Raw genomic sequence first — 17252 nt, 5'->3', positions numbered from 1 at the left:
GATGCGGAACCTTCACTATAGGTGGCGGAAGCCGGGTGGGAGGTGAAGTTCGTTGCGCCCTGTTACCGGCGCTCGGGCTACAATGGCGCCTTTGATCCGAAATGCAGGTGTGCGCAGTGACTGATGTTGCAGGGGCTTCGAAATCCACCATGGGAACGCTGTATGTGGTTGCCACGCCCATCGGCAACCTCGACGACATGAGCGCCAGGGCGCTGAAGGTGCTGGCCGATGTCAGTCTGATCGCCGCAGAGGACACGCGTCACTCGGTGCGTCTGCTCCAGCATTTCGGTATCGACACACCCTTGGCGGCCTGCCATGAGCACAACGAGCGCGACGAAGGCGGTCGCTTCATCACCCGGTTGCTGGCCGGTGACGATGTGGCGCTGGTGTCCGATGCCGGCACGCCGCTGATTTCCGATCCGGGCTTTCACCTGGTGCGCCAGGCGCGGGCGGCGGGGGTGCGGGTGGTGCCGGTGCCGGGCGCGTGTGCGCTGATCGCGGCGCTGTCGGCGGCGGGGCTGCCGTCGGATCGGTTCATCTTCGAGGGCTTCCTGCCGGCCAAGACAGCAGGGCGTCGGGCACGCCTGGAGCAAGTGAAGGAAGAGCCCCGGACCCTGATCTTCTATGAGGCGCCCCATCGTATCCTCGAATGCCTGGAGGATATGGAGGCGGTGTTCGGTGGTGAGCGTTCGGCGGTATTGGCGCGCGAGATCACCAAGACTTTCGAGACGCTGAAGGGCTTGCCGCTGGCCGAGCTGCGCGCGTTCGTGCAGGGCGACAGTAACCAGCAGCGTGGTGAGTGCGTGGTGCTGGTGGCCGGTTGGAGCGCGCCCGAGGACGACCAGGCGGTCAGCACTGAGGCACAGCGTGTGCTGGACCTGTTGCTGGCGGAATTGCCGCTGAAGCGGGCGGCAGCCCTGGCGGCAGAAATTACGGGTGTGCGCAAGAACCTGCTCTATCAACTGGCGCTCGAGAGGCAGAAATCTCAGTGATGGCCTATTGATATTGTTTGTTACATCGCTTGTTCTTGAGCGCGCCTGCCGGTAATCTTGTCGGCGGAGAGTCGATCGGACAGTCGCTGCCGTCTTTTGTTCCACAAGAGGCGGGGGAGGAAAGTCCGGGCTCCATAGGGCAGAGTGCCAGGTAACGCCTGGGAGGCGCGAGCCTACGGAAAGTGCCACAGAAAACAACCGCCTAAGCGCTTCGGCGCCGGTAAGGGTGAAAAGGTGCGGTAAGAGCGCACCGCACGACTGGCAACAGTTCGTGGCTAGGTAAACCCCACTCGGAGCAAGACCAAATAGGGTTCCATACGGCGTGGCCCGCGTCGGAACCGGGTAGGTTGCTAGAGGCGTCCAGTGATGGCCGTCGTAGAGGAATGACTGTCCTCGACAAAACCCGGCTTACAGATCGACTCTCCACCCCTCCCTCCCTGCTTGATTCGATAGCAGAAACGTCTTGGTAATACCGAAAAAATCTTACTCTTAATAAATCACTTTAACTCTGCGCTCTATCCGCTTGAGTGGGTTTGATTTTTCTCGTCAGTTTTTCTCTTTCACACTCCTTTCACCTTCCAATGTTGCGCTAAATCGCCGTCCTGTAAGGGTTTTCCTTATGAACGTGCCTTGACGGTGTGGCGGGCGGATTCCTATAGTGTGCGCAAGTGGCAGAAAGTGGGATGAAGTGGGTTTTCTGGCACAAAAAAGCTAACATTGTGGGGAATCGCAGCCGTGTTCCGCGGAGCCAACGCCGTCAGCCTCGATGCCAAGGGCCGTCTCGCCATGCCGAGCCGGTACCGTGACGAGCTCGATTCGCGTTGCAATGGTCAGTTGATCGTGACCATCGACGCCGTTGACCCCTGCTTGTGTGTTTATCCCCTCGACGAGTGGGAACAGATTGAAGCCAAGTTGCGCGCCTTGCCGTCGTTGCGTGAGGAAAACCGTCGCCTGCAGCGTTTGCTGATCGGTAATGCGGTTGACCTGGAGCTCGACGGCAGTGGGCGTTTCCTGGTACCGCCCCGCCTGCGCGAGTACGCCAAGCTCGACAAGAAGGCGATGCTGGTGGGGCAGCTGAACAAATTCCAGCTGTGGGACGAGGATGCCTGGAACGCGGTTTCGGCAGCCGACCTTGCAGCTATCCAACAACCGGGCGCCATGCCCGATGATTTGCGTGACCTGATCCTGTGACCATAGATAGCGGCTTCAACCACATCACCGTCCTCCTCGACGAAGCCGTCGAGGCATTGGCCCTGCGCGCCGACGGTTGCTATCTGGACGGCACCTTCGGGCGTGGCGGCCACAGCCGTCTTATCCTCAGCAAACTTGGGCCGCAAGGGCGGCTGCTGGGGTTCGACAAGGATCCACAGGCGATTGCCACAGGGCAAGCGCTGGCGGCCGAAGACGGCCGCTTTGTCATTGTGCAACGCAGCTTTGCCGAGCTGGGTTCTGAGGTCGCGGGGCGTGATCTGGCCGGCAAGGTCAGCGGTATCCTGCTCGACCTCGGGGTGTCGTCGCCACAGTTGGATGACCCGGAGCGTGGCTTCAGCTTCCTCAATGACGGCCCGCTCGACATGCGCATGAATCCGAACCAGGGCATCAGCGCCGCCGAGTTCATCGCCACCGCGCCTGTGGAAGAAATTGCCCGGGTGTTCAAGGAATATGGCGAAGAGCGTTTTGCCGGGCGTATGGCCCGTGCGGTGGTGGAGCGTCGTGAAAAACAACCGTTCACCCGCACTGCTGACCTGGCTGAGGTGCTCAAGGTCGCCAACCCGGCCTGGGAAAAGGGCAAGAACCCAGCGACCCGCGCTTTCCAGGGCCTTCGCATCCATGTCAACAACGAGCTGGGCGATCTTGAGACCGGTCTTGAAGCGGCGCTCGATGCGCTGGAGGTCGGCGGGCGTCTGGCTGTGATCAGCTTCCACTCCCTTGAAGACCGCATCGTCAAGCTGTTCATGCGCAAGCTGGTCAAGGGCGAGGCGGACAACCTGCCGCGCAACCTGCCGGTGCAGCACAAGGCGTTCGAGCCGAAGATCAAGCTCATCGGCAAGGCGCAATTCGCCTCCGAGGCAGAGCTCAAGGCCAACCCGCGGTCGCGCAGCGCCGTGATGCGGGTGGCGGAGAAGCTGCGGTGAGCCGGCTGTTCGCCAAACCTTTGCCAGGCGGAAGCTTCCTGATGCTTCTGCTGTTTGTCGGCGTTCTGGTTTCGGCTATTGCCGTGTCTTACAGCGCCCACTGGAACCGCCAGTTGCTCAACACCCTCTACGGTGAATTGAGCGAGCGTGACAAGGCGCAGGCCGAATGGGGCCGCCTCATTCTTGAACAAAGCACCTGGACTGCCCATAGCCGGATCGAGACGTTGGCCAGCGAACAGCTGAAAATGCGCGTGCCGGCCGCTGACGAAGTCCGGATGGTGGCGCCATGATGAAGCTCGAAGGCGCACTCTACCCCTGGCGTTTCCGCGTGGTCGTCGGCCTGTTGGCGCTGATGGTCGGCGCCATCTGCTGGCGCATCATCGACCTGCAGGTGGTCGATCGCGACTTCCTCAAGGGGCAGGGCGATGCCCGCAGCCTGCGGCACATCCCGATCCCCGCGCACCGTGGCTTGATCACCGACCGCAACGGTGAGCCGCTGGCCGTGAGCACGCCGGTCACCACCCTTTGGGCCAACCCCAAGGAAATGCAGGTGGCCAAGGACCGTTGGCCGCAACTGGCCGCCGCCCTTGGGCAGAACCCGCAGCAATTGATCGAGCGCCTGACCCAGCAGGCCAGCAAGGAATTCATCTACCTGGTCCGTGGCCTGACCCCGGAACAGGGGCAGCAGGTGCTCGACCTGAAAGTGCCCGGCGTGTATGGATTGGAAGAGTTCCGTCGCTTCTATCCGGCCGGTGATGTCACCGCGCACATGGTCGGCTTCACCGACCTGGACGACCACGGTCGCGAAGGGGTCGAGCTGGCCTACGACGAATGGCTGGCCGGCGTGCCCGGCAAGCGGCAGGTGATCAAGGACCGGCGCGGCCGGCTGATCAAGGACATCCAGGTAACCAAGAACGCCAAGGCCGGCAAGACCTTGGCGTTGTCGATCGACCTGCGCCTGCAGTACCTGGCCACCCGCGAACTGCGCAACGCCATCGCCGAGCAGGACGCCAAGGCCGGCAGCCTGGTGATCATGGACGTCAAGACCGGTGAGGTCCTGGCCATGGTCAACCAGCCAACCTACAACCCCAACAACCGCCGCAGCATGTTCCCGGCGGCGATGCGCAACCGGGCGATCATCGACGTCTTCGAACCAGGCTCCACGGTCAAGCCGATTTCCATGAGCGCCGCGCTGCAGAGCGGCCGCTGGAAGCCTACCGACAAGGTCGAGGTGTATCCGGGCAGCCTGCAGATCGGCCGCTACACCATCAAGGACGTCTCCAAGAGCGAGGGCCCGATCCTCGACCTGACCGGCATCCTGATCAACTCCAGTAACGTCGGCATGAGCAAGATCGCCTTCGATATCGGTGGCGAGGCCATCTACCGGGTAATGTCGCAGGTTGGCCTCGGGCAGTACACCGGGTTGGGTTTCCCTGGCGAGCGCGTCGGCAACCTGCCCAACCACCGCGAATGGCGCAAGGCCGAGACCGCGACCCTGTCGTACGGCTATGGCGTCTCGGTGACCGCGTTGCAACTGGTGCATGCCTATGCCGCCCTGGCCAACGACGGCAAGATGGTGCCGTTGTCGATTCTCAAGGTCGACAAGGCGCCGGAAGCGGTGCAGGCCATCCCGAAAGAAACCGCCGAAACCGTGCAGGGCATGCTGCAGCAGGTGATCGAAGCGCCACGCGGTGTGTTCCGCGCCCAGGTGCCGTTCTATCACGTGGCCGGCAAGTCCGGTACGGCGCGTAAAGCCACCGTCGGTTCCAAGGGCTACACCGAGAACGCCTACCGTTCCCTGTTCGCCGGCTTCGGCCCGATGAGCGACCCGCGCTACGCCATCGTCGTGGTCATCGACGAGCCCGGCAAGGGCGGTTACTTCGGCGGCCTGGTCTCGGCCCCCGTTTTCAGCAAAGTGATGTCGGGCACCCTGCGCCTGATGAATGTACCGCCGGACAACCTGCCGCCGTCTTCGACGCAGCAAGCCAGCGCAGTGCCCGCCAAGGGAGGGCGAGGTTGATGACGATGCCATTGAGCAAACTGTTCGCCCATGCCAGCCGCGATCCGTTGATCCGCGAGCTGACCCTGGACAGCCGCGCCGTGCGCCCGGGCGATCTGTTCCTGGCTGTGCCTGGCGCCAAGGTTGACGGCCGCGCCCATATCGCCGACGCCCTGGCCCGTGGCGCCGCCGCAGTGGCCTATGAGGAGCAGGGCGCCAGTGTGTTGCCGATCACCGAGGTGCCTCTGATCCCGGTCAAGGGTCTGATTGGCCAGTTGTCGCAGATCGCCGGACGCTTCTATGGGGAGCCGAGCCGTCAGCTTGAGCTGGTGGGTGTCACTGGAACGAACGGCAAGACCAGCGTCACTCAACTGCTGGCCCAGGCGCTCGACGCCCTCGGGCAGCGTTGCGGCTTGATCGGCACACTGGGTACTGGCTTCTATGGCGAACTGCAGAGCGGCCGCCTGACCACGCCGGACCCGATCGCCGTGCAGGCGACGCTCAACGATCTGAAAAAGGGCGGCGCCAAGGCCGTGGCCATGGAGGTTTCCTCCCACGCCCTCGAGCAGGGCCGGGTCGCTGCGCTGGACTTCGACATCGCGGTAATGACCAACCTGTCCCGCGACCACCTTGATTACCACGGCAGCATGGAGGCCTACGAGGCCGCCAAAGCTAAGCTGTTCGCCTGGCCGAACCTGCGTGCACGTGTGGTCAACCTGGACGACGACTTCGGCCGTCGCCTGGCCGAGGCCCATGGCCAATCGCGCCTGATCAGCTACAGCCTGCAGGACCCGGCAGCGACGCTGTTCTGCAAGCAGGCCATCTTCAACGACGATGGCGTGCGCGCCGTGATCGTGACCCCGCAGGGCGAGCACGCTTTGCGCAGTCGGCTGCTGGGCCGTTTCAACCTGAGCAACATGCTCGCGGCCGTGGCCACTTTGCTCGCACTGGACTATCCACTGGACGAGATTCTCAAGGTGACCCCGCAGTTGCAAGGGCCGATCGGCCGCATGCAACGACTGGGCGGTGGTGACAAACCGTTGGTGGTGGTCGACTACGCCCATACCCCGGATGCCCTGGAGAAAGTGCTGGAGGCCCTGCGTCCACACGCCCACGGCAAGCTGCTGTGCCTGTTCGGCTGCGGTGGCGACCGTGACAGCGGCAAGCGTCCGCTGATGGCTGAGGTAGCCGAGCGCCTGGCCGATCGCGTGCTGGTCACCGACGACAACCCGCGTACCGAAGACCCGCTGCGCATCTTCGAAGACATTCGCCCTGGTTTCGCCAAGCCTGCCGACGTCGAGTTCGTCGCCGGCCGAGGCGAGGCCATCGCCCACCTGATCGCCACTGCCGCCGCTGACGATGTGATCGTTCTGGCGGGCAAGGGGCATGAGGATTACCAGGAGATAAATGGCGAACGTCATGACTTCTCCGATCTGGTCGAAGCCGAGAAGGCCCTTTTAGCCTGGGAGGCTCCACATGCTTAAGCCCATGACACTCAGCCAGCTGACCACGGCACTGGGTGCCCGTCACGTCGGGGCCGATGCCAGTTTCACCGGCGTCAGCATCGACAGTCGCAGCGTTGGCACAGGGCAGTTGTTCGTCGCCCTGGCTGGCCCGCGTTTCGATGGCCATGACTACCTGGCCGATGTGAAGGCCAAGGGTGCGGTCGCCGCACTGGTCGAGCGCGAGATCGCCAATATCGACCTGCCGCAACTGGTGGTCGCCGACAGTCGTCTGGCCCTGGGCCAGCTGGGGGCGTTGAACCGCGCTGCCTTCGACAAACCGGTCGTCGCCATCACCGGTTCCAGTGGCAAGACCACGGTGAAGGAAATGCTTGCGGCGATCCTGCGCACCCGTGGCCCTGTGCACGCTACCCGCGGCAATCTGAACAACGACCTCGGTGCGCCACTGACGCTGCTGGAAATCGCTCCGGAGCACAGCGCCGCTATCATCGAGCTGGGCGCGTCGCGCATTGGCGAGATCCGCTACACCGTCGGCCTGACCAAGCCACAGGTGGTCATCATCAATAATGCCGGGACCGCCCATGTCGGTGAGTTCGGCGGCCCGGAGAAGATTGTCGAAGCCAAGGGCGAGATTCTCGAAGGGCTGGGTGACGGCGGCATTGCCATTCTCAACCTGGACGACAAAGCCTTTGCCATTTGGAAGGCCCGTGCCGGTGCGCACAAGGTCGTCGCTTTCGCCCGCAATGATGTTCGTGCCGACTTCTATGCCACGGGCATCGGTCGCGACGCGCGTGGCTGCCCCTCGTTCACGCTGCATGGCGCGGGTGAATCGGTGGATGTGCAGCTTAATGTGCTGGGCGAGCACAACGTCAGTAACGCCCTGGCCGCCGCCGCCGCCGCTCATGCCGTTGGTCTGAGCCTGAGTGGCATCGCCGCCGGCCTCAATGCCGTGCAACCGGTCAAGGGCCGCACCGTAGCGCAGATCGCGCCCAACGGCGTGCGGGTGATCGACGACAGCTACAACGCAAATCCCACCTCCATGTGCGCCGCCATTGATATACTCGCCGGCTTTTCCGGACGCACCGTCCTGGTGCTCGGGGATATCGGCGAACTGGGGCAATGGGCGGAGGAAGGCCACCGTCAGGTGGGTGACTACGCGCGTGGCAAGGTCGACGCGCTATACGCGGTGGGCACCAACATGGCCCATGCGGTCAAGGCGTTCGGCGAAAAAGGGCGCCATTTCGCTACTCAAGCTGAGCTGATCGATGCCGTTCGCACGGAAGCAGCCAGCGACACCACTATCTTGATCAAGGGCTCGCGCAGCGCTGCGATGGAAAACGTCGTGGCCGCATTGTGCGGTGCCAGCGGGGAGAAACATTAATGCTGCTGCTGTTGGCTGAGTATCTGCAACAGTTCCACAAGGGCTTCGCGGTCTTTCAGTACCTCACGCTGCGCGGGATCCTGGGTGTGCTGACCGCGTTGTCCCTGGCCCTGTGGTTGGGCCCATGGATGATCCGTACCCTGCAGATCCGCCAGATCGGTCAGGCCGTGCGTAACGACGGCCCGCAATCGCACCTGTCGAAATCCGGCACCCCCACCATGGGTGGCGCGCTGATCCTGTCCGCCATCGCCATCAGCACCCTGCTGTGGGCCGACCTGACCAACCGCTACGTGTGGGTGGTGCTGATCGTGACCCTGGCGTTCGGTGCCATCGGCTGGGTCGACGACTACCGCAAGGTGATCGAAAAGAATTCCCGCGGCCTTCCGAGCCGCTGGAAGTACTTCTGGCAGTCGGTGTTCGGCCTGGCCGCGGCGATCTTCCTGTACAAGACCGCACCTACCAGCGTCGAGACCACGCTGATCATCCCGATGCTCAAGGACCTGGCCATCCCGCTGGGGGCCGGGTTCATCGTGCTCACCTATTTCGTCATCGTCGGTTCCAGCAACGCGGTCAACCTGACCGATGGCCTCGATGGCCTGGCGATCATGCCGACGGTGATGGTCGGCGGCGCCCTGGGCATCTTCTGCTACCTGTCGGGTAACGTGAAATTCGCCGAGTATCTGCTGATCCCCTATGTGCCGGGCGCGGGCGAGCTGATCGTGTTCTGCGGCGCGCTGATCGGCGCGGGCCTGGGCTTCCTGTGGTTCAACACTTACCCGGCCCAGGTATTCATGGGCGACGTCGGCGCCCTGGCGCTGGGCGCGGCGCTGGGCACCATCGCCGTGATCGTCCGCCAGGAAGTCGTCCTGTTCATCATGGGCGGCGTGTTCGTGATGGAAACCCTGTCGGTGGTCATCCAGGTGGCGTCCTTCAAGCTCACCGGCAAGCGTGTGTTCCGCATGGCGCCGATCCATCACCACTTTGAACTCAAGGGCTGGCCCGAGCCGCGCGTGATCGTCCGCTTCTGGATCATCACCGTGATTCTGGTGCTGATTGGCCTTGCCACCCTGAAACTGAGGTAAACGAGCGTGTCACTGATCGCTTCCGACCAATTCCGCATCGTTGTCGGCCTCGGCAAGAGCGGCATGTCCCTGGTTCGCTTCCTGGCGAGCCGGGGCATTGCCTTTGCGGTCGCCGACACCCGCGAGCAACCGCCGGAACTGGAAACCCTGCGCCATGATTACCCGCAGGTGGAAGTGCGCTGTGGCGAGCTGGACGTGGACTTCCTGTGCCGCGCCAACGAGCTGTACGTGAGCCCCGGGCTGGCCCTAGCCACCCCGGCCCTGCAGCAGGCGGCGGCGCGCGGCGTGACGTTGTCCGGCGACATCGAGCTGTTCGCCCGCCATGCAAAAGCGCCGATCATCGCGATCAGTGGCTCCAACGCCAAGAGCACCGTGACCACCCTGGTCGGCGAGATGGCCGCCAAGGCAGGCAAACGTGTGGCAGTGGGCGGCAACCTGGGCACGCCGGCGCTGGACCTGCTCGACGACAGCGTGGAACTGTACGTGCTGGAGCTTTCGAGCTTCCAGCTGGAGACCACCGATCAGCTCAACGCCGAAGTGGCCACCGTGCTGAATATCAGCGAGGACCACATGGACCGCTACAGCGGCCTGCCGGCCTATCACCTGGCCAAGCACCGGATCTTCCGCGGTGCCCGCCAGGTGGTGGTGAATCGCCAGGATGCCCTGAGCCGTCCGCTGCCGGTCGAAGGTCGCCCGAGCTGGAGCTTTGGTCTGAATGCGCCGGACTTCAAGTCCTTCGGTCTACGGGAAGTCGATGGCGAAAAGCACCTGGCCTTCGAATTCCAGGCGCTTATGCCGGTGCGCGAATTGAAGGTCCGTGGCGCCCACAACCAGAGCAATGCCCTGGCCGCGCTGGCCCTCGGCCATGCCGCCGGCCTGCCATTCGAGCCCATGCTCGAGGCGCTGCGCGAGTTCAAGGGCCTGGCCCATCGCTGCCAGTGGGTCCGTGAACGCAATGGCGTGAACTGGTACGACGATTCCAAGGCTACCAACGTCGGTGCCGCCTTGGCCGCCATCGAAGGCTTGGGCGCCGATATCGAGGGCAAGCTGGTGCTGATCGCCGGTGGCGACGGCAAGGGTGCAGACTTCGCTGCCTTGCGTGAGCCGGTGGCCGAACATTGCCGCGCCGTGGTGCTGCTTGGCCGTGACGCCGAGCGCCTGGCCGAGACCTTGGGTGATGCCGTGCCACAAGTGCGGGTCAAGACCCTCGACGAAGCCGTGCAACGCTGTGCCGAGTTGGCCCAGCCGGGCGACGCGGTGCTGCTGTCACCTGCCTGCGCCAGCCTCGACATGTTCAAGAATTTCGAAGAGCGCGGGCGCCTGTTCGCCCAGGCAGCGGAGGGGCTGGCATGATCTTCGGCATCCTCAAACCCTACCCGTCGCCGCTGATCAGCGGCCGTGGCATCGACCTGGACTTCCCGCTGCTGGCCGGTTGCCTGGCGTTGCTCGGCCTGGGCCTGGTGATGATCACCTCGGCCTCCTCGGAAGTGGCTGCGGTGCAGTCGGGCAACCCGCTGTACCACATGATTCGCCACCTGGTGTACGTCACCCTCGGCCTGGGCGCCGGGGTGATGACCATGATGGTGCCGATCGCTACCTGGCAGCGCATGGGTTTCCTCATGCTGATCGGCGCCTTCGGCCTGCTCGTACTGGTACTGGTGCCGGGCATCGGCCGTGAGGTGAACGGTTCGATGCGCTGGATCGGCTTCAGCTTCTTCAACGTCCAGCCCTCCGAGATTGCCAAGGTCTTCGTGGTCATCTACCTGGCCGGCTACCTGGTGCGTCGGCAGACCGAGGTGCGCGAGAGCTGGATGGGCTTCTTCAAGCCGTTCATCGTGTTGTTGCCGATGGCTGGCCTGCTGCTGATGGAGCCGGACTTCGGCGCCACGGTGGTGATGATGGGCGCTGCGGCGGCCATGCTGTTCCTCGGTGGGGTAGGGCTGTTCCGCTTCTCGCTGATGGTGGTGTTGGCGGTCATTTCGGTGGTGGTCCTGGTCCAGGCCCAGCCTTACCGGATGGCGCGCCTGATCACGTTTACCGACCCCTGGTCCGACCAGTTCGGTTCCGGCTACCAGCTGACCCAGGCGCTGATCGCCTTCGGCCGCGGCGAGTGGCTGGGCGTGGGCCTGGGTAACAGCGTGCAGAAGCAGTTCTACCTGCCCGAGGCGCATACCGACTTCGTGTTCTCGGTGCTGGCCGAGGAGCTGGGGGTGGTCGGTTCGCTGCTGACCATCGCACTGTTCGTCTTCGTCACGGTTCGTGCCCTGTACATTGGCCTGTGGGCGGAGAAGGCCAAGCAGTTCTTTGCTGCCTACATGGCCTTTGGCCTGTCGTTCCTGTGGATTGGCCAGTTCCTGATCAACATCGGCGTTAACGTCGGCCTGCTGCCCACCAAGGGCCTGACCCTGCCATTCCTCAGCTATGGGGGCAGCTCGCTGGTGATCTGCTGCGCCTGCGTGGGGCTGTTGCTACGGATCGAGTGGGAAAGCCGCACGCACCTGGGCAGCGAAGAACATGAATTCAAGGAGAGCGATTTTGCCGAGGAGACCAGCCATGGCCGCTGACGGCAAGAACGTGTTGATCATGGCTGGCGGCACCGGGGGGCATGTGTTCCCGGCCCTGGCCTGTGCGCGCGAGTTCCAGGCCCGTGGCTACAGCGTGCACTGGCTGGGCACACCGCGTGGTATCGAAAACGAACTGGTGCCCCAAGCGGGGTTGCCGCTGCACCTGATTCAGGTTACCGGCCTGCGTGGCAAGGGCAAGCTGTCGCTGCTCAAGGCGCCGTTCACCCTGGTCAAGGCGGTGCTGCAGGCACGGCGGATCGTACGTGAACTCAAGCCGGTCTGCGTGATCGGCTTCGGTGGTTATGTGACTGGCCCCGGCGGCGTCGCCGCGAAGCTGTGCGGCGTGCCACTGGTCATTCACGAGCAGAACGCCCGCGCCGGCACCGCCAATCGCCTGCTGGTGCCACTGGCGGCCCGCGTCTGCGAAGCGTTCCCAGGCACTTTCGAGGCCAACGACAAGCTGCGTACCACCGGCAACCCGGTGCGCCCGGAGCTGTTCATGGATGCGCAGCGCGCGCCCCTGGCCGAGCGCCGTGCGCGCCTGTTGGTCATGGGCGGCAGCCTGGGTGCGGAACCATTGAACAAATTGTTGCCTAAGGCCCTGTCCGAGGTGCCCGCGAACCTGCGGCCAGAGGTGTTCCACCAGGCCGGCAAAAACCACGCGCCGACCACCGCCGAGCGCTATCACGAGGCGGGTGTCGAGGCTCAGGTAGAGCCGTTCATCAAGGACATGGCCCATGCCTATGGCTGGGCCGATATGGTGGTGTGCCGGGCCGGCGCCCTGACTGTCAGCGAACTCGCGGCGGCGGGCCTGCCCTCGATGCTGGTGCCCTTGCCCCACGCGATCGACGACCACCAGACCCACAACGCCCAATATCTGGCTCGTGAAGGCGCCGCCTTCCTGATGCCGCAAGCGACAACTGGCGCAGCGCAACTCGCTGAACGCCTGAACGAGGTGCTGATGCAACCCGAGAAACTCAACACCATGGCCGGCACCGCGCGTCGCCTGGCCAAACCTGCCGCAACCAGCACCGTGGTCGATATCTGCCTGGAGGTGGCCCATGGTTGAGAGCCAGAAAGCCATGCCGCAACCGAAGATGGGCCGTATCCGTCGCATTCACTTCGTCGGTATCGGCGGCGTGGGCATGTGCGGCATCGCCGAGGTGCTGCTGAACCTGGGCTATGAAGTGTCCGGTTCCGACCTCAAGGCATCGCCGGTCACCGAGCGCCTGGAGTCGTTCGGCGCCGAGATCTTCGTCGGCCACCGTGCCGAGAACGCCGCCAGCGCCGACGTGCTGGTGGTGTCCAGCGCGATCAACCCGGCCAACCCGGAAGTCGCCACCGCGCTGGAACGCCGTATTCCGGTGGTGCCGCGTGCCGAAATGCTCGCCGAACTGATGCGCTATCGTCATGGCGTGGCCGTTGCCGGTACCCACGGCAAGACCACCACCACCAGCCTGCTGGCGTCGGTGTTCGCTGCTGGCGGCCTCGACCCAACCTTCGTCATCGGCGGGCGCCTGACTGCGGCGGGCACTAACGCCCAGCTGGGCACCAGCCGCTACCTGATCGCTGAAGCCGATGAAAGCGACGCCAGCTTCCTGCATCTTCAGCCGATGGTCGCCGTGGTCACCAATATCGACGCCGACCACATGGCCACCTACGAAGGCGACTTCAACAAACTGAAGAAAACCTTCGTCGAGTTCCTGCACAACCTGCCGTTCTATGGGCTGGCGGTGATGTGCCTGGACGACCCGGTGGTGCGTGAGATCCTGCCACAGGTCAAGCGCCCGACTGTCACCTACGGCTTCAGCGAAGAGGCCGACATCCGCGCCATCAACGTGCGCCAGCAGGGCATGCAGACCCACTTCACCGTGTTGCGTCGCGACTGCGAGCCGCTCGAGGTGTCGGTGAACATGCCAGGCAACCACAACGTGCTCAATGCACTGGCCACCATCGCCATCGCCACTGACGAAGGCATCAGCGACGAGGCCATCGTACAAGGGCTGTCCGGCTTCCAGGGCGTTGGCCGACGCTTCCAGGTGTATGGCGAGCTGCCGGTCGAAGGCGGCAGCGTGATGCTGGTCGACGACTACGGCCACCACCCGACCGAGGTCGCCGCCGTGATCAAGGCCGTGCGTGGCGGCTGGCCGAGCCGCCGTCTGGTGATCGTCTATCAGCCGCACCGCTACAGCCGCACCCGCGACCTGTACGACGACTTCGTGCAGGTGCTGGGCGATGCCAACGTGCTGTTGCTGATGGAAGTCTACCCGGCCGGCGAAGAGCCGATCCCCGGTGCCGACAGCCGTCAGCTGTGCCACAGCATCCGCCAGCGCGGCAAGCTCGACCCGATCTACATCGAACGTGGCGCCGAACTCGCGCCGTTGGTCAAGCCGCTGCTGCGCGCCGGCGACATCCTGATCTGCCAGGGTGCCGGTGATGTCGGCGGCCTGGCTCCGCAATTGATGAAAAGCCCGCTGTTCGCAGGCGCCAAGCAGGAGAAGTCGAAATGACCAGCGCCTACGACAAGCTGCACTCCACCCTCGACGTCAAGGCCTTCGGCCGCGTTGCCGTGCTCTACGGCGGCAAGAGCGCCGAGCGTGAGGTCTCGCTGAAATCCGGCGCGGCGGTGATCGAAGCGCTGACCAACGCCGGTGTCGACGTGGTCGCCATCGATGTGGGCGACGACCTGCTGGCGCGCCTGCAGCACGAGAAAATCGACCGCGCCTTCATCATCCTCCATGGTCGTGGCGGTGAGGACGGCAGCATGCAGGGCCTGCTCGAGTGCCTGGGGATCCCCTACACCGGCAGCGGCATCCTCGCCTCGGCACTGGCCATGGACAAGCTGCGCACCAAGCAGGTGTGGCAGAGCCTGGGTATCCCCACGCCACGCCACGCGGTGTTGGCCAGCGAGCAGGACTGCGTTGCCGCCAGCGCGGAACTGGGCTTCCCGTTGATCGTCAAACCTGCCCATGAAGGTTCGAGCATCGGCATGGCCAAGGTGAACAGCGAGCAAGAGCTGGTCGCCGCCTGGAAAGACGCCGCGAAGTACGACTCGCAGGTACTGGTCGAGCAGTGGATCCACGGCCCGGAGTTCACCATCGCCGTGCTGCGTGGCCAGGTGCTGCCGCCGATCGCGCTGGGCACCCCGCACGTGTTCTACGACTACGACGCCAAATACATCGCCAATGACACCCAGTACCGCATCCCGTGCGGCCTGGACAGCGTCAAGGAGCAAGAGCTGATCGACCTGACCGCGCGCGCCTGCGATGCCATCGGCATCGAGGGTTGGGGCCGGCTGGACGTGATGCAGGACGAGCAGGGCCGGTTCTGGCTGCTCGAAGTCAACACCGCACCCGGCATGACCGACCATAGCCTGGTGCCCATGGCGGCCCGCGCGGCCGGCCTGGACTTCCAGCAGTTGGTGCTGGCGATCCTCGCCGACAGCGTAGCGACGCGAGGTTAACCACCATGCAAGGCGCGATGGTACGTCAGCAGCAACCCGTTACCGGCCGTAGCAAGCCGGTGCCGCGTGGCGCCAGCCGACTGGTGGCCGACGAGCCCGTATCGGCGCGCCTGCCTCGCCCGAGTTTTGGTGGCTTCAAGCGCCTGCTGTGGCCGGTGCTGCTGGTGGCGGCGGGCTTTGGCGCCTATGAAGGCGCCATTCGCCTGATGCCTTACGCCGATCGCCCGATCACCAAGATCGCCGTGCAGGGCGACCTCAGCTACATCAGCCAGCAGGCGGTGCAGCAACGGATCGCGCCCTACGTGGCGGCAAGCTTCTTCACCGTCGACCTGGCGGCGATGCGTGTGGAGCTGGAACAGATGCCATGGATCGCCCACGCCGAAGTGCGTCGGGTCTGGCCGGACGAGGTGGTGATTCGTCTGGAGGAACAGTTGCCGGTGGCACGTTGGGGCGACGAGGCCTTGCTCAATAACCAGGGCCAGGCCTTCACCCCGCGCGAGCTGGCCAACTACGAGCACCTGCCGCAGCTGTTCGGGCCGCAGCGCGCTCAGCAACAAGTCATGCAGCAGTATCAGGTATTGAGCCAGATGCTGCGCCCCATGGGCTTTTCCATCGCTCGCCTGGAGCTGCGCGAGCGAGGCAGCTGGTTCCTGACCACCGGCGCGGGCAGTGCCGGGCCGGGCATCGAGCTGCTGCTGGGGCGCGACCATCTGGTGGAGAAGATGCGCCGTTTCATTGCCATTTACGACAAAACGCTTAAAGACCAGATCACCAATATCGCCCGCATCGATCTGCGTTACGCCAATGGACTTGCCGTTGGCTGGCGGGAACCGAATGCACCGACGACGGCCCAACCCGCCGTTGCGAAGAATTAGAGAGAGGCAGGACCATGGCAAACGCGCATAGCGGCAAAATGATCGTCGGGCTGGACATCGGCACCTCCAAGGTGGTGGCGCTGGTGGGTGAGGTCGGCGAGGACGGCACCCTGGAGATCGTGGGCATCGGCACCCACCCATCGCGCGGCCTGAAGAAGGGCGTGGTGGTGAACATCGAGTCGACCGTGCAGTCGATCCAGCGCGCCGTGGAAGAGGCCCAGCTGATGGCCGGCTGCCGTATCCACTCGGCGTTCGTGGGCGTTGCCGGCAACCACATCCGCAGCCTGAACTCCCATGGCATCGTCGCCATCCGCGACCGCGAAGTCAGCACCGCCGACCTCGAGCGCGTGCTCGACGCCGCCCAGGCCGTGGCCATTCCGGCCGACCAGCGGGTGCTGCACACCCTGCCGCAGGATTACGTGATCGACAACCAGGAAGGCGTGCGCGAGCCACTGGGCATGTCGGGCGTGCGCCTGGAAGCCAAGGTCCATGTGGTCACCTGCGCGGTCAACGCCGCGCAGAACATCGAGAAGTGCGTGCGCCGCTGCGGCCTGGAAATCGACGACATCATCCTCGAGCAGCTGGCCTCGGCCTACTCGGTGCTGACCGACGACGAAAAAGAGCTGGGCGTGTGCCTGGTGGACATCGGTGGCGGCACCACCGACATCGCCATCTTCACCGAAGGCGCGATCCGCCACACCGCGGTGATTCCGATCGCCGGCGACCAGGTCACCAACGACATCGCCATGGCCCTGCGCACCCCCACGCAGTACGCCGAGGAAATCAAGATCCGCTACGCCTGCGCCCTGGCCAAGCTGGCCGGCGCCGGCGAAACGATCAAGGTACCGAGCGTCGGCGACCGTCCGCCGCGCGAGCTGTCGCGCCAGGCTCTGGCCGAAGTGGTGGAGCCGCGTTACGACGAGCTGTTCACCCTGATCCAGGCCGAGCTGCGTCGCAGCGGCTTCGAGGACCTGGTGCCGGCCGGCATCGTCCTCACCGGTGGCACCGCGAAGATGGAAGGTGCCGTGGAACTGGCCGAAGAGATCTTCCACATGCCGGTACGCCTGGGCGTGCCGCACAGCGTTCGGGGGCTGAGCGACGTGGTGCGCAACCCGATCTATTCCACCGGTGTGGGCCTGCTCACCTACGGCCTGCAGAAGCAGTCCGAGGACCCGTCCCTGACCGGTATCAGCAACAGCAGCAACAACAGCTATGGCGATGAACCGAAGGCCCCGGTGCTTGAACGACTCAAGCGTTGGGTCCAGGGCAACTTCTAAGTTTCAAAGCAGTAGTGGTAG

General features: G+C 64.3%; 15 protein-coding genes and 1 other RNA gene. All 16 read left to right on the top strand.

All coding sequences use genetic code 11. The features are described from left to right. Positions 1-149 precede the first annotated feature (149 nt). The 16 genes from rsmI (at position 150) to ftsA (ending at position 17231) form a co-directional block, all read left to right on the top strand. Entirely contained in the window at positions 150-992 is an 843-nt protein-coding gene (rsmI, locus tag NGM28_RS19210; protein WP_240065918.1) for a 16S rRNA (cytidine(1402)-2'-O)-methyltransferase, read from the top strand. Between the two features lie 67 nt (positions 993-1059). Further along, an RNA gene (rnpB, locus tag NGM28_RS19205) (RNase P RNA component class A) lies at positions 1060-1419 on the top strand. A gap of 308 nt (positions 1420-1727) precedes the next feature. Further along, positions 1728-2183: a division/cell wall cluster transcriptional repressor MraZ gene (gene mraZ, locus NGM28_RS19200; protein WP_011535546.1), complete on the top strand. Its 456-nt coding sequence runs from the start codon at positions 1728-1730 to the stop codon at positions 2181-2183. Beyond that, positions 2180-3127 carry a 16S rRNA (cytosine(1402)-N(4))-methyltransferase RsmH gene (gene rsmH / locus NGM28_RS19195; RefSeq protein WP_430624216.1) on the top strand — a complete coding sequence of 316 codons (948 nt, stop codon included), beginning with the start codon at positions 2180-2182 and terminating at the stop codon, positions 3125-3127. The genes mraZ and rsmH overlap by 4 nt, the downstream gene beginning before the upstream one ends. Beyond that, a complete protein-coding gene (gene ftsL, locus NGM28_RS19190; protein WP_213658223.1) occupies positions 3124-3417 on the top strand; it encodes a cell division protein FtsL in 294 nt (97 codons plus the stop codon). Before rsmH ends, ftsL begins: the two co-directional genes overlap by 4 nt. After that, entirely contained in the window at positions 3417-5147 is a 1731-nt protein-coding gene (locus NGM28_RS19185; protein WP_240065920.1) for a peptidoglycan D,D-transpeptidase FtsI family protein, read from the top strand. The genes ftsL and NGM28_RS19185 overlap by 1 nt, the downstream gene beginning before the upstream one ends. Then, a complete protein-coding gene (locus NGM28_RS19180; protein WP_252091130.1) occupies positions 5147-6610 on the top strand; it encodes a UDP-N-acetylmuramoyl-L-alanyl-D-glutamate--2,6-diaminopimelate ligase in 1464 nt (487 codons plus the stop codon). Before NGM28_RS19185 ends, NGM28_RS19180 begins: the two co-directional genes overlap by 1 nt. Continuing rightward, positions 6603-7970 (top strand): UDP-N-acetylmuramoyl-tripeptide--D-alanyl-D-alanine ligase, encoded by a 1368-nt coding sequence (locus NGM28_RS19175; protein WP_252091129.1) that lies wholly within the window; start codon positions 6603-6605, stop codon positions 7968-7970. The genes NGM28_RS19180 and NGM28_RS19175 overlap by 8 nt, the downstream gene beginning before the upstream one ends. Continuing rightward, on the top strand, positions 7970-9052 hold the full coding sequence (gene mraY / locus NGM28_RS19170) for a phospho-N-acetylmuramoyl-pentapeptide-transferase (protein ID WP_011535540.1): 1083 nt from the start codon (positions 7970-7972) through the stop codon (positions 9050-9052). The genes NGM28_RS19175 and mraY overlap by 1 nt, the downstream gene beginning before the upstream one ends. A 6-nt stretch (positions 9053-9058) precedes the next feature. Then, positions 9059-10405: a UDP-N-acetylmuramoyl-L-alanine--D-glutamate ligase gene (gene murD, locus NGM28_RS19165; RefSeq protein ID WP_252091128.1), complete on the top strand. Its 1347-nt coding sequence runs from the start codon at positions 9059-9061 to the stop codon at positions 10403-10405. Next, positions 10402-11616 carry a putative lipid II flippase FtsW gene (ftsW, locus tag NGM28_RS19160; protein WP_011535538.1) on the top strand — a complete coding sequence of 405 codons (1215 nt, stop codon included), beginning with the start codon at positions 10402-10404 and terminating at the stop codon, positions 11614-11616. Before murD ends, ftsW begins: the two co-directional genes overlap by 4 nt. Beyond that, the gene (gene murG / locus NGM28_RS19155) at positions 11606-12685 is read left to right on the top strand and encodes an undecaprenyldiphospho-muramoylpentapeptide beta-N-acetylglucosaminyltransferase (RefSeq protein WP_240065898.1); all 1080 of its coding nucleotides are present in this window, start codon (positions 11606-11608) and stop codon (positions 12683-12685) included. The genes ftsW and murG overlap by 11 nt, the downstream gene beginning before the upstream one ends. After that, positions 12678-14126 (top strand): UDP-N-acetylmuramate--L-alanine ligase, encoded by a 1449-nt coding sequence (gene murC / locus NGM28_RS19150; protein WP_011535536.1) that lies wholly within the window; start codon positions 12678-12680, stop codon positions 14124-14126. Before murG ends, murC begins: the two co-directional genes overlap by 8 nt. Further along, the gene (locus NGM28_RS19145) at positions 14123-15079 is read left to right on the top strand and encodes a D-alanine--D-alanine ligase (RefSeq protein ID WP_252091127.1); all 957 of its coding nucleotides are present in this window, start codon (positions 14123-14125) and stop codon (positions 15077-15079) included. The genes murC and NGM28_RS19145 overlap by 4 nt, the downstream gene beginning before the upstream one ends. Before the next feature lie 5 nt (positions 15080-15084). Beyond that, positions 15085-15954 carry a cell division protein FtsQ/DivIB gene (locus tag NGM28_RS19140; RefSeq protein WP_011535534.1) on the top strand — a complete coding sequence of 290 codons (870 nt, stop codon included), beginning with the start codon at positions 15085-15087 and terminating at the stop codon, positions 15952-15954. 14 nt (positions 15955-15968) lie between these two features. Then, positions 15969-17231, top strand: a complete 1263-nt coding sequence (gene ftsA / locus NGM28_RS19135; RefSeq protein ID WP_011535533.1) for a cell division protein FtsA — start codon at positions 15969-15971, stop codon at positions 17229-17231. Positions 17232-17252: the final 21 nt, after the last annotated feature.

It is taken from the genome of Pseudomonas sp. MWU13-3659, assembly GCF_023757525.1.
Lineage (GTDB): Bacteria > Pseudomonadota > Gammaproteobacteria > Pseudomonadales > Pseudomonadaceae > Aquipseudomonas > Aquipseudomonas entomophila_E.
Note: the sequence above shows the minus strand (reverse complement) of the source record. Positions and strands in the feature narration are given on the sequence as shown.

Bases quoted from the DNA above. Each gene is read 5' to 3' on its own strand.
- mraY (WP_011535540.1), top strand. From the start codon at position 7,970: ATGCTGCTGCTGTTGGCTGAGTATCTGCAACAGTTCCACAAGGGCTTC.
- NGM28_RS19145 (WP_252091127.1), top strand. From the start codon at position 14,123: ATGACCAGCGCCTACGACAAGCTGCACTCCACCCTCGACGTCAAGGCC.
- rsmI (WP_240065918.1), top strand. From the start codon at position 150: ATGGGAACGCTGTATGTGGTTGCCACGCCCATCGGCAACCTCGACGAC.
- NGM28_RS19185 (WP_240065920.1), top strand. From the start codon at position 3,417: ATGAAGCTCGAAGGCGCACTCTACCCCTGGCGTTTCCGCGTGGTCGTC.
- NGM28_RS19180 (WP_252091130.1), top strand. From the start codon at position 5,147: ATGACGATGCCATTGAGCAAACTGTTCGCCCATGCCAGCCGCGATCCG.
- ftsW (WP_011535538.1), top strand. From the start codon at position 10,402: ATGATCTTCGGCATCCTCAAACCCTACCCGTCGCCGCTGATCAGCGGC.
- murG (WP_240065898.1), top strand. From the start codon at position 11,606: ATGGCCGCTGACGGCAAGAACGTGTTGATCATGGCTGGCGGCACCGGG.
- murC (WP_011535536.1), top strand. From the start codon at position 12,678: ATGGTTGAGAGCCAGAAAGCCATGCCGCAACCGAAGATGGGCCGTATC.
- NGM28_RS19175 (WP_252091129.1), top strand. From the start codon at position 6,603: ATGCTTAAGCCCATGACACTCAGCCAGCTGACCACGGCACTGGGTGCC.
- ftsA (WP_011535533.1), top strand. From the start codon at position 15,969: ATGGCAAACGCGCATAGCGGCAAAATGATCGTCGGGCTGGACATCGGC.
- NGM28_RS19140 (WP_011535534.1), top strand. From the start codon at position 15,085: ATGCAAGGCGCGATGGTACGTCAGCAGCAACCCGTTACCGGCCGTAGC.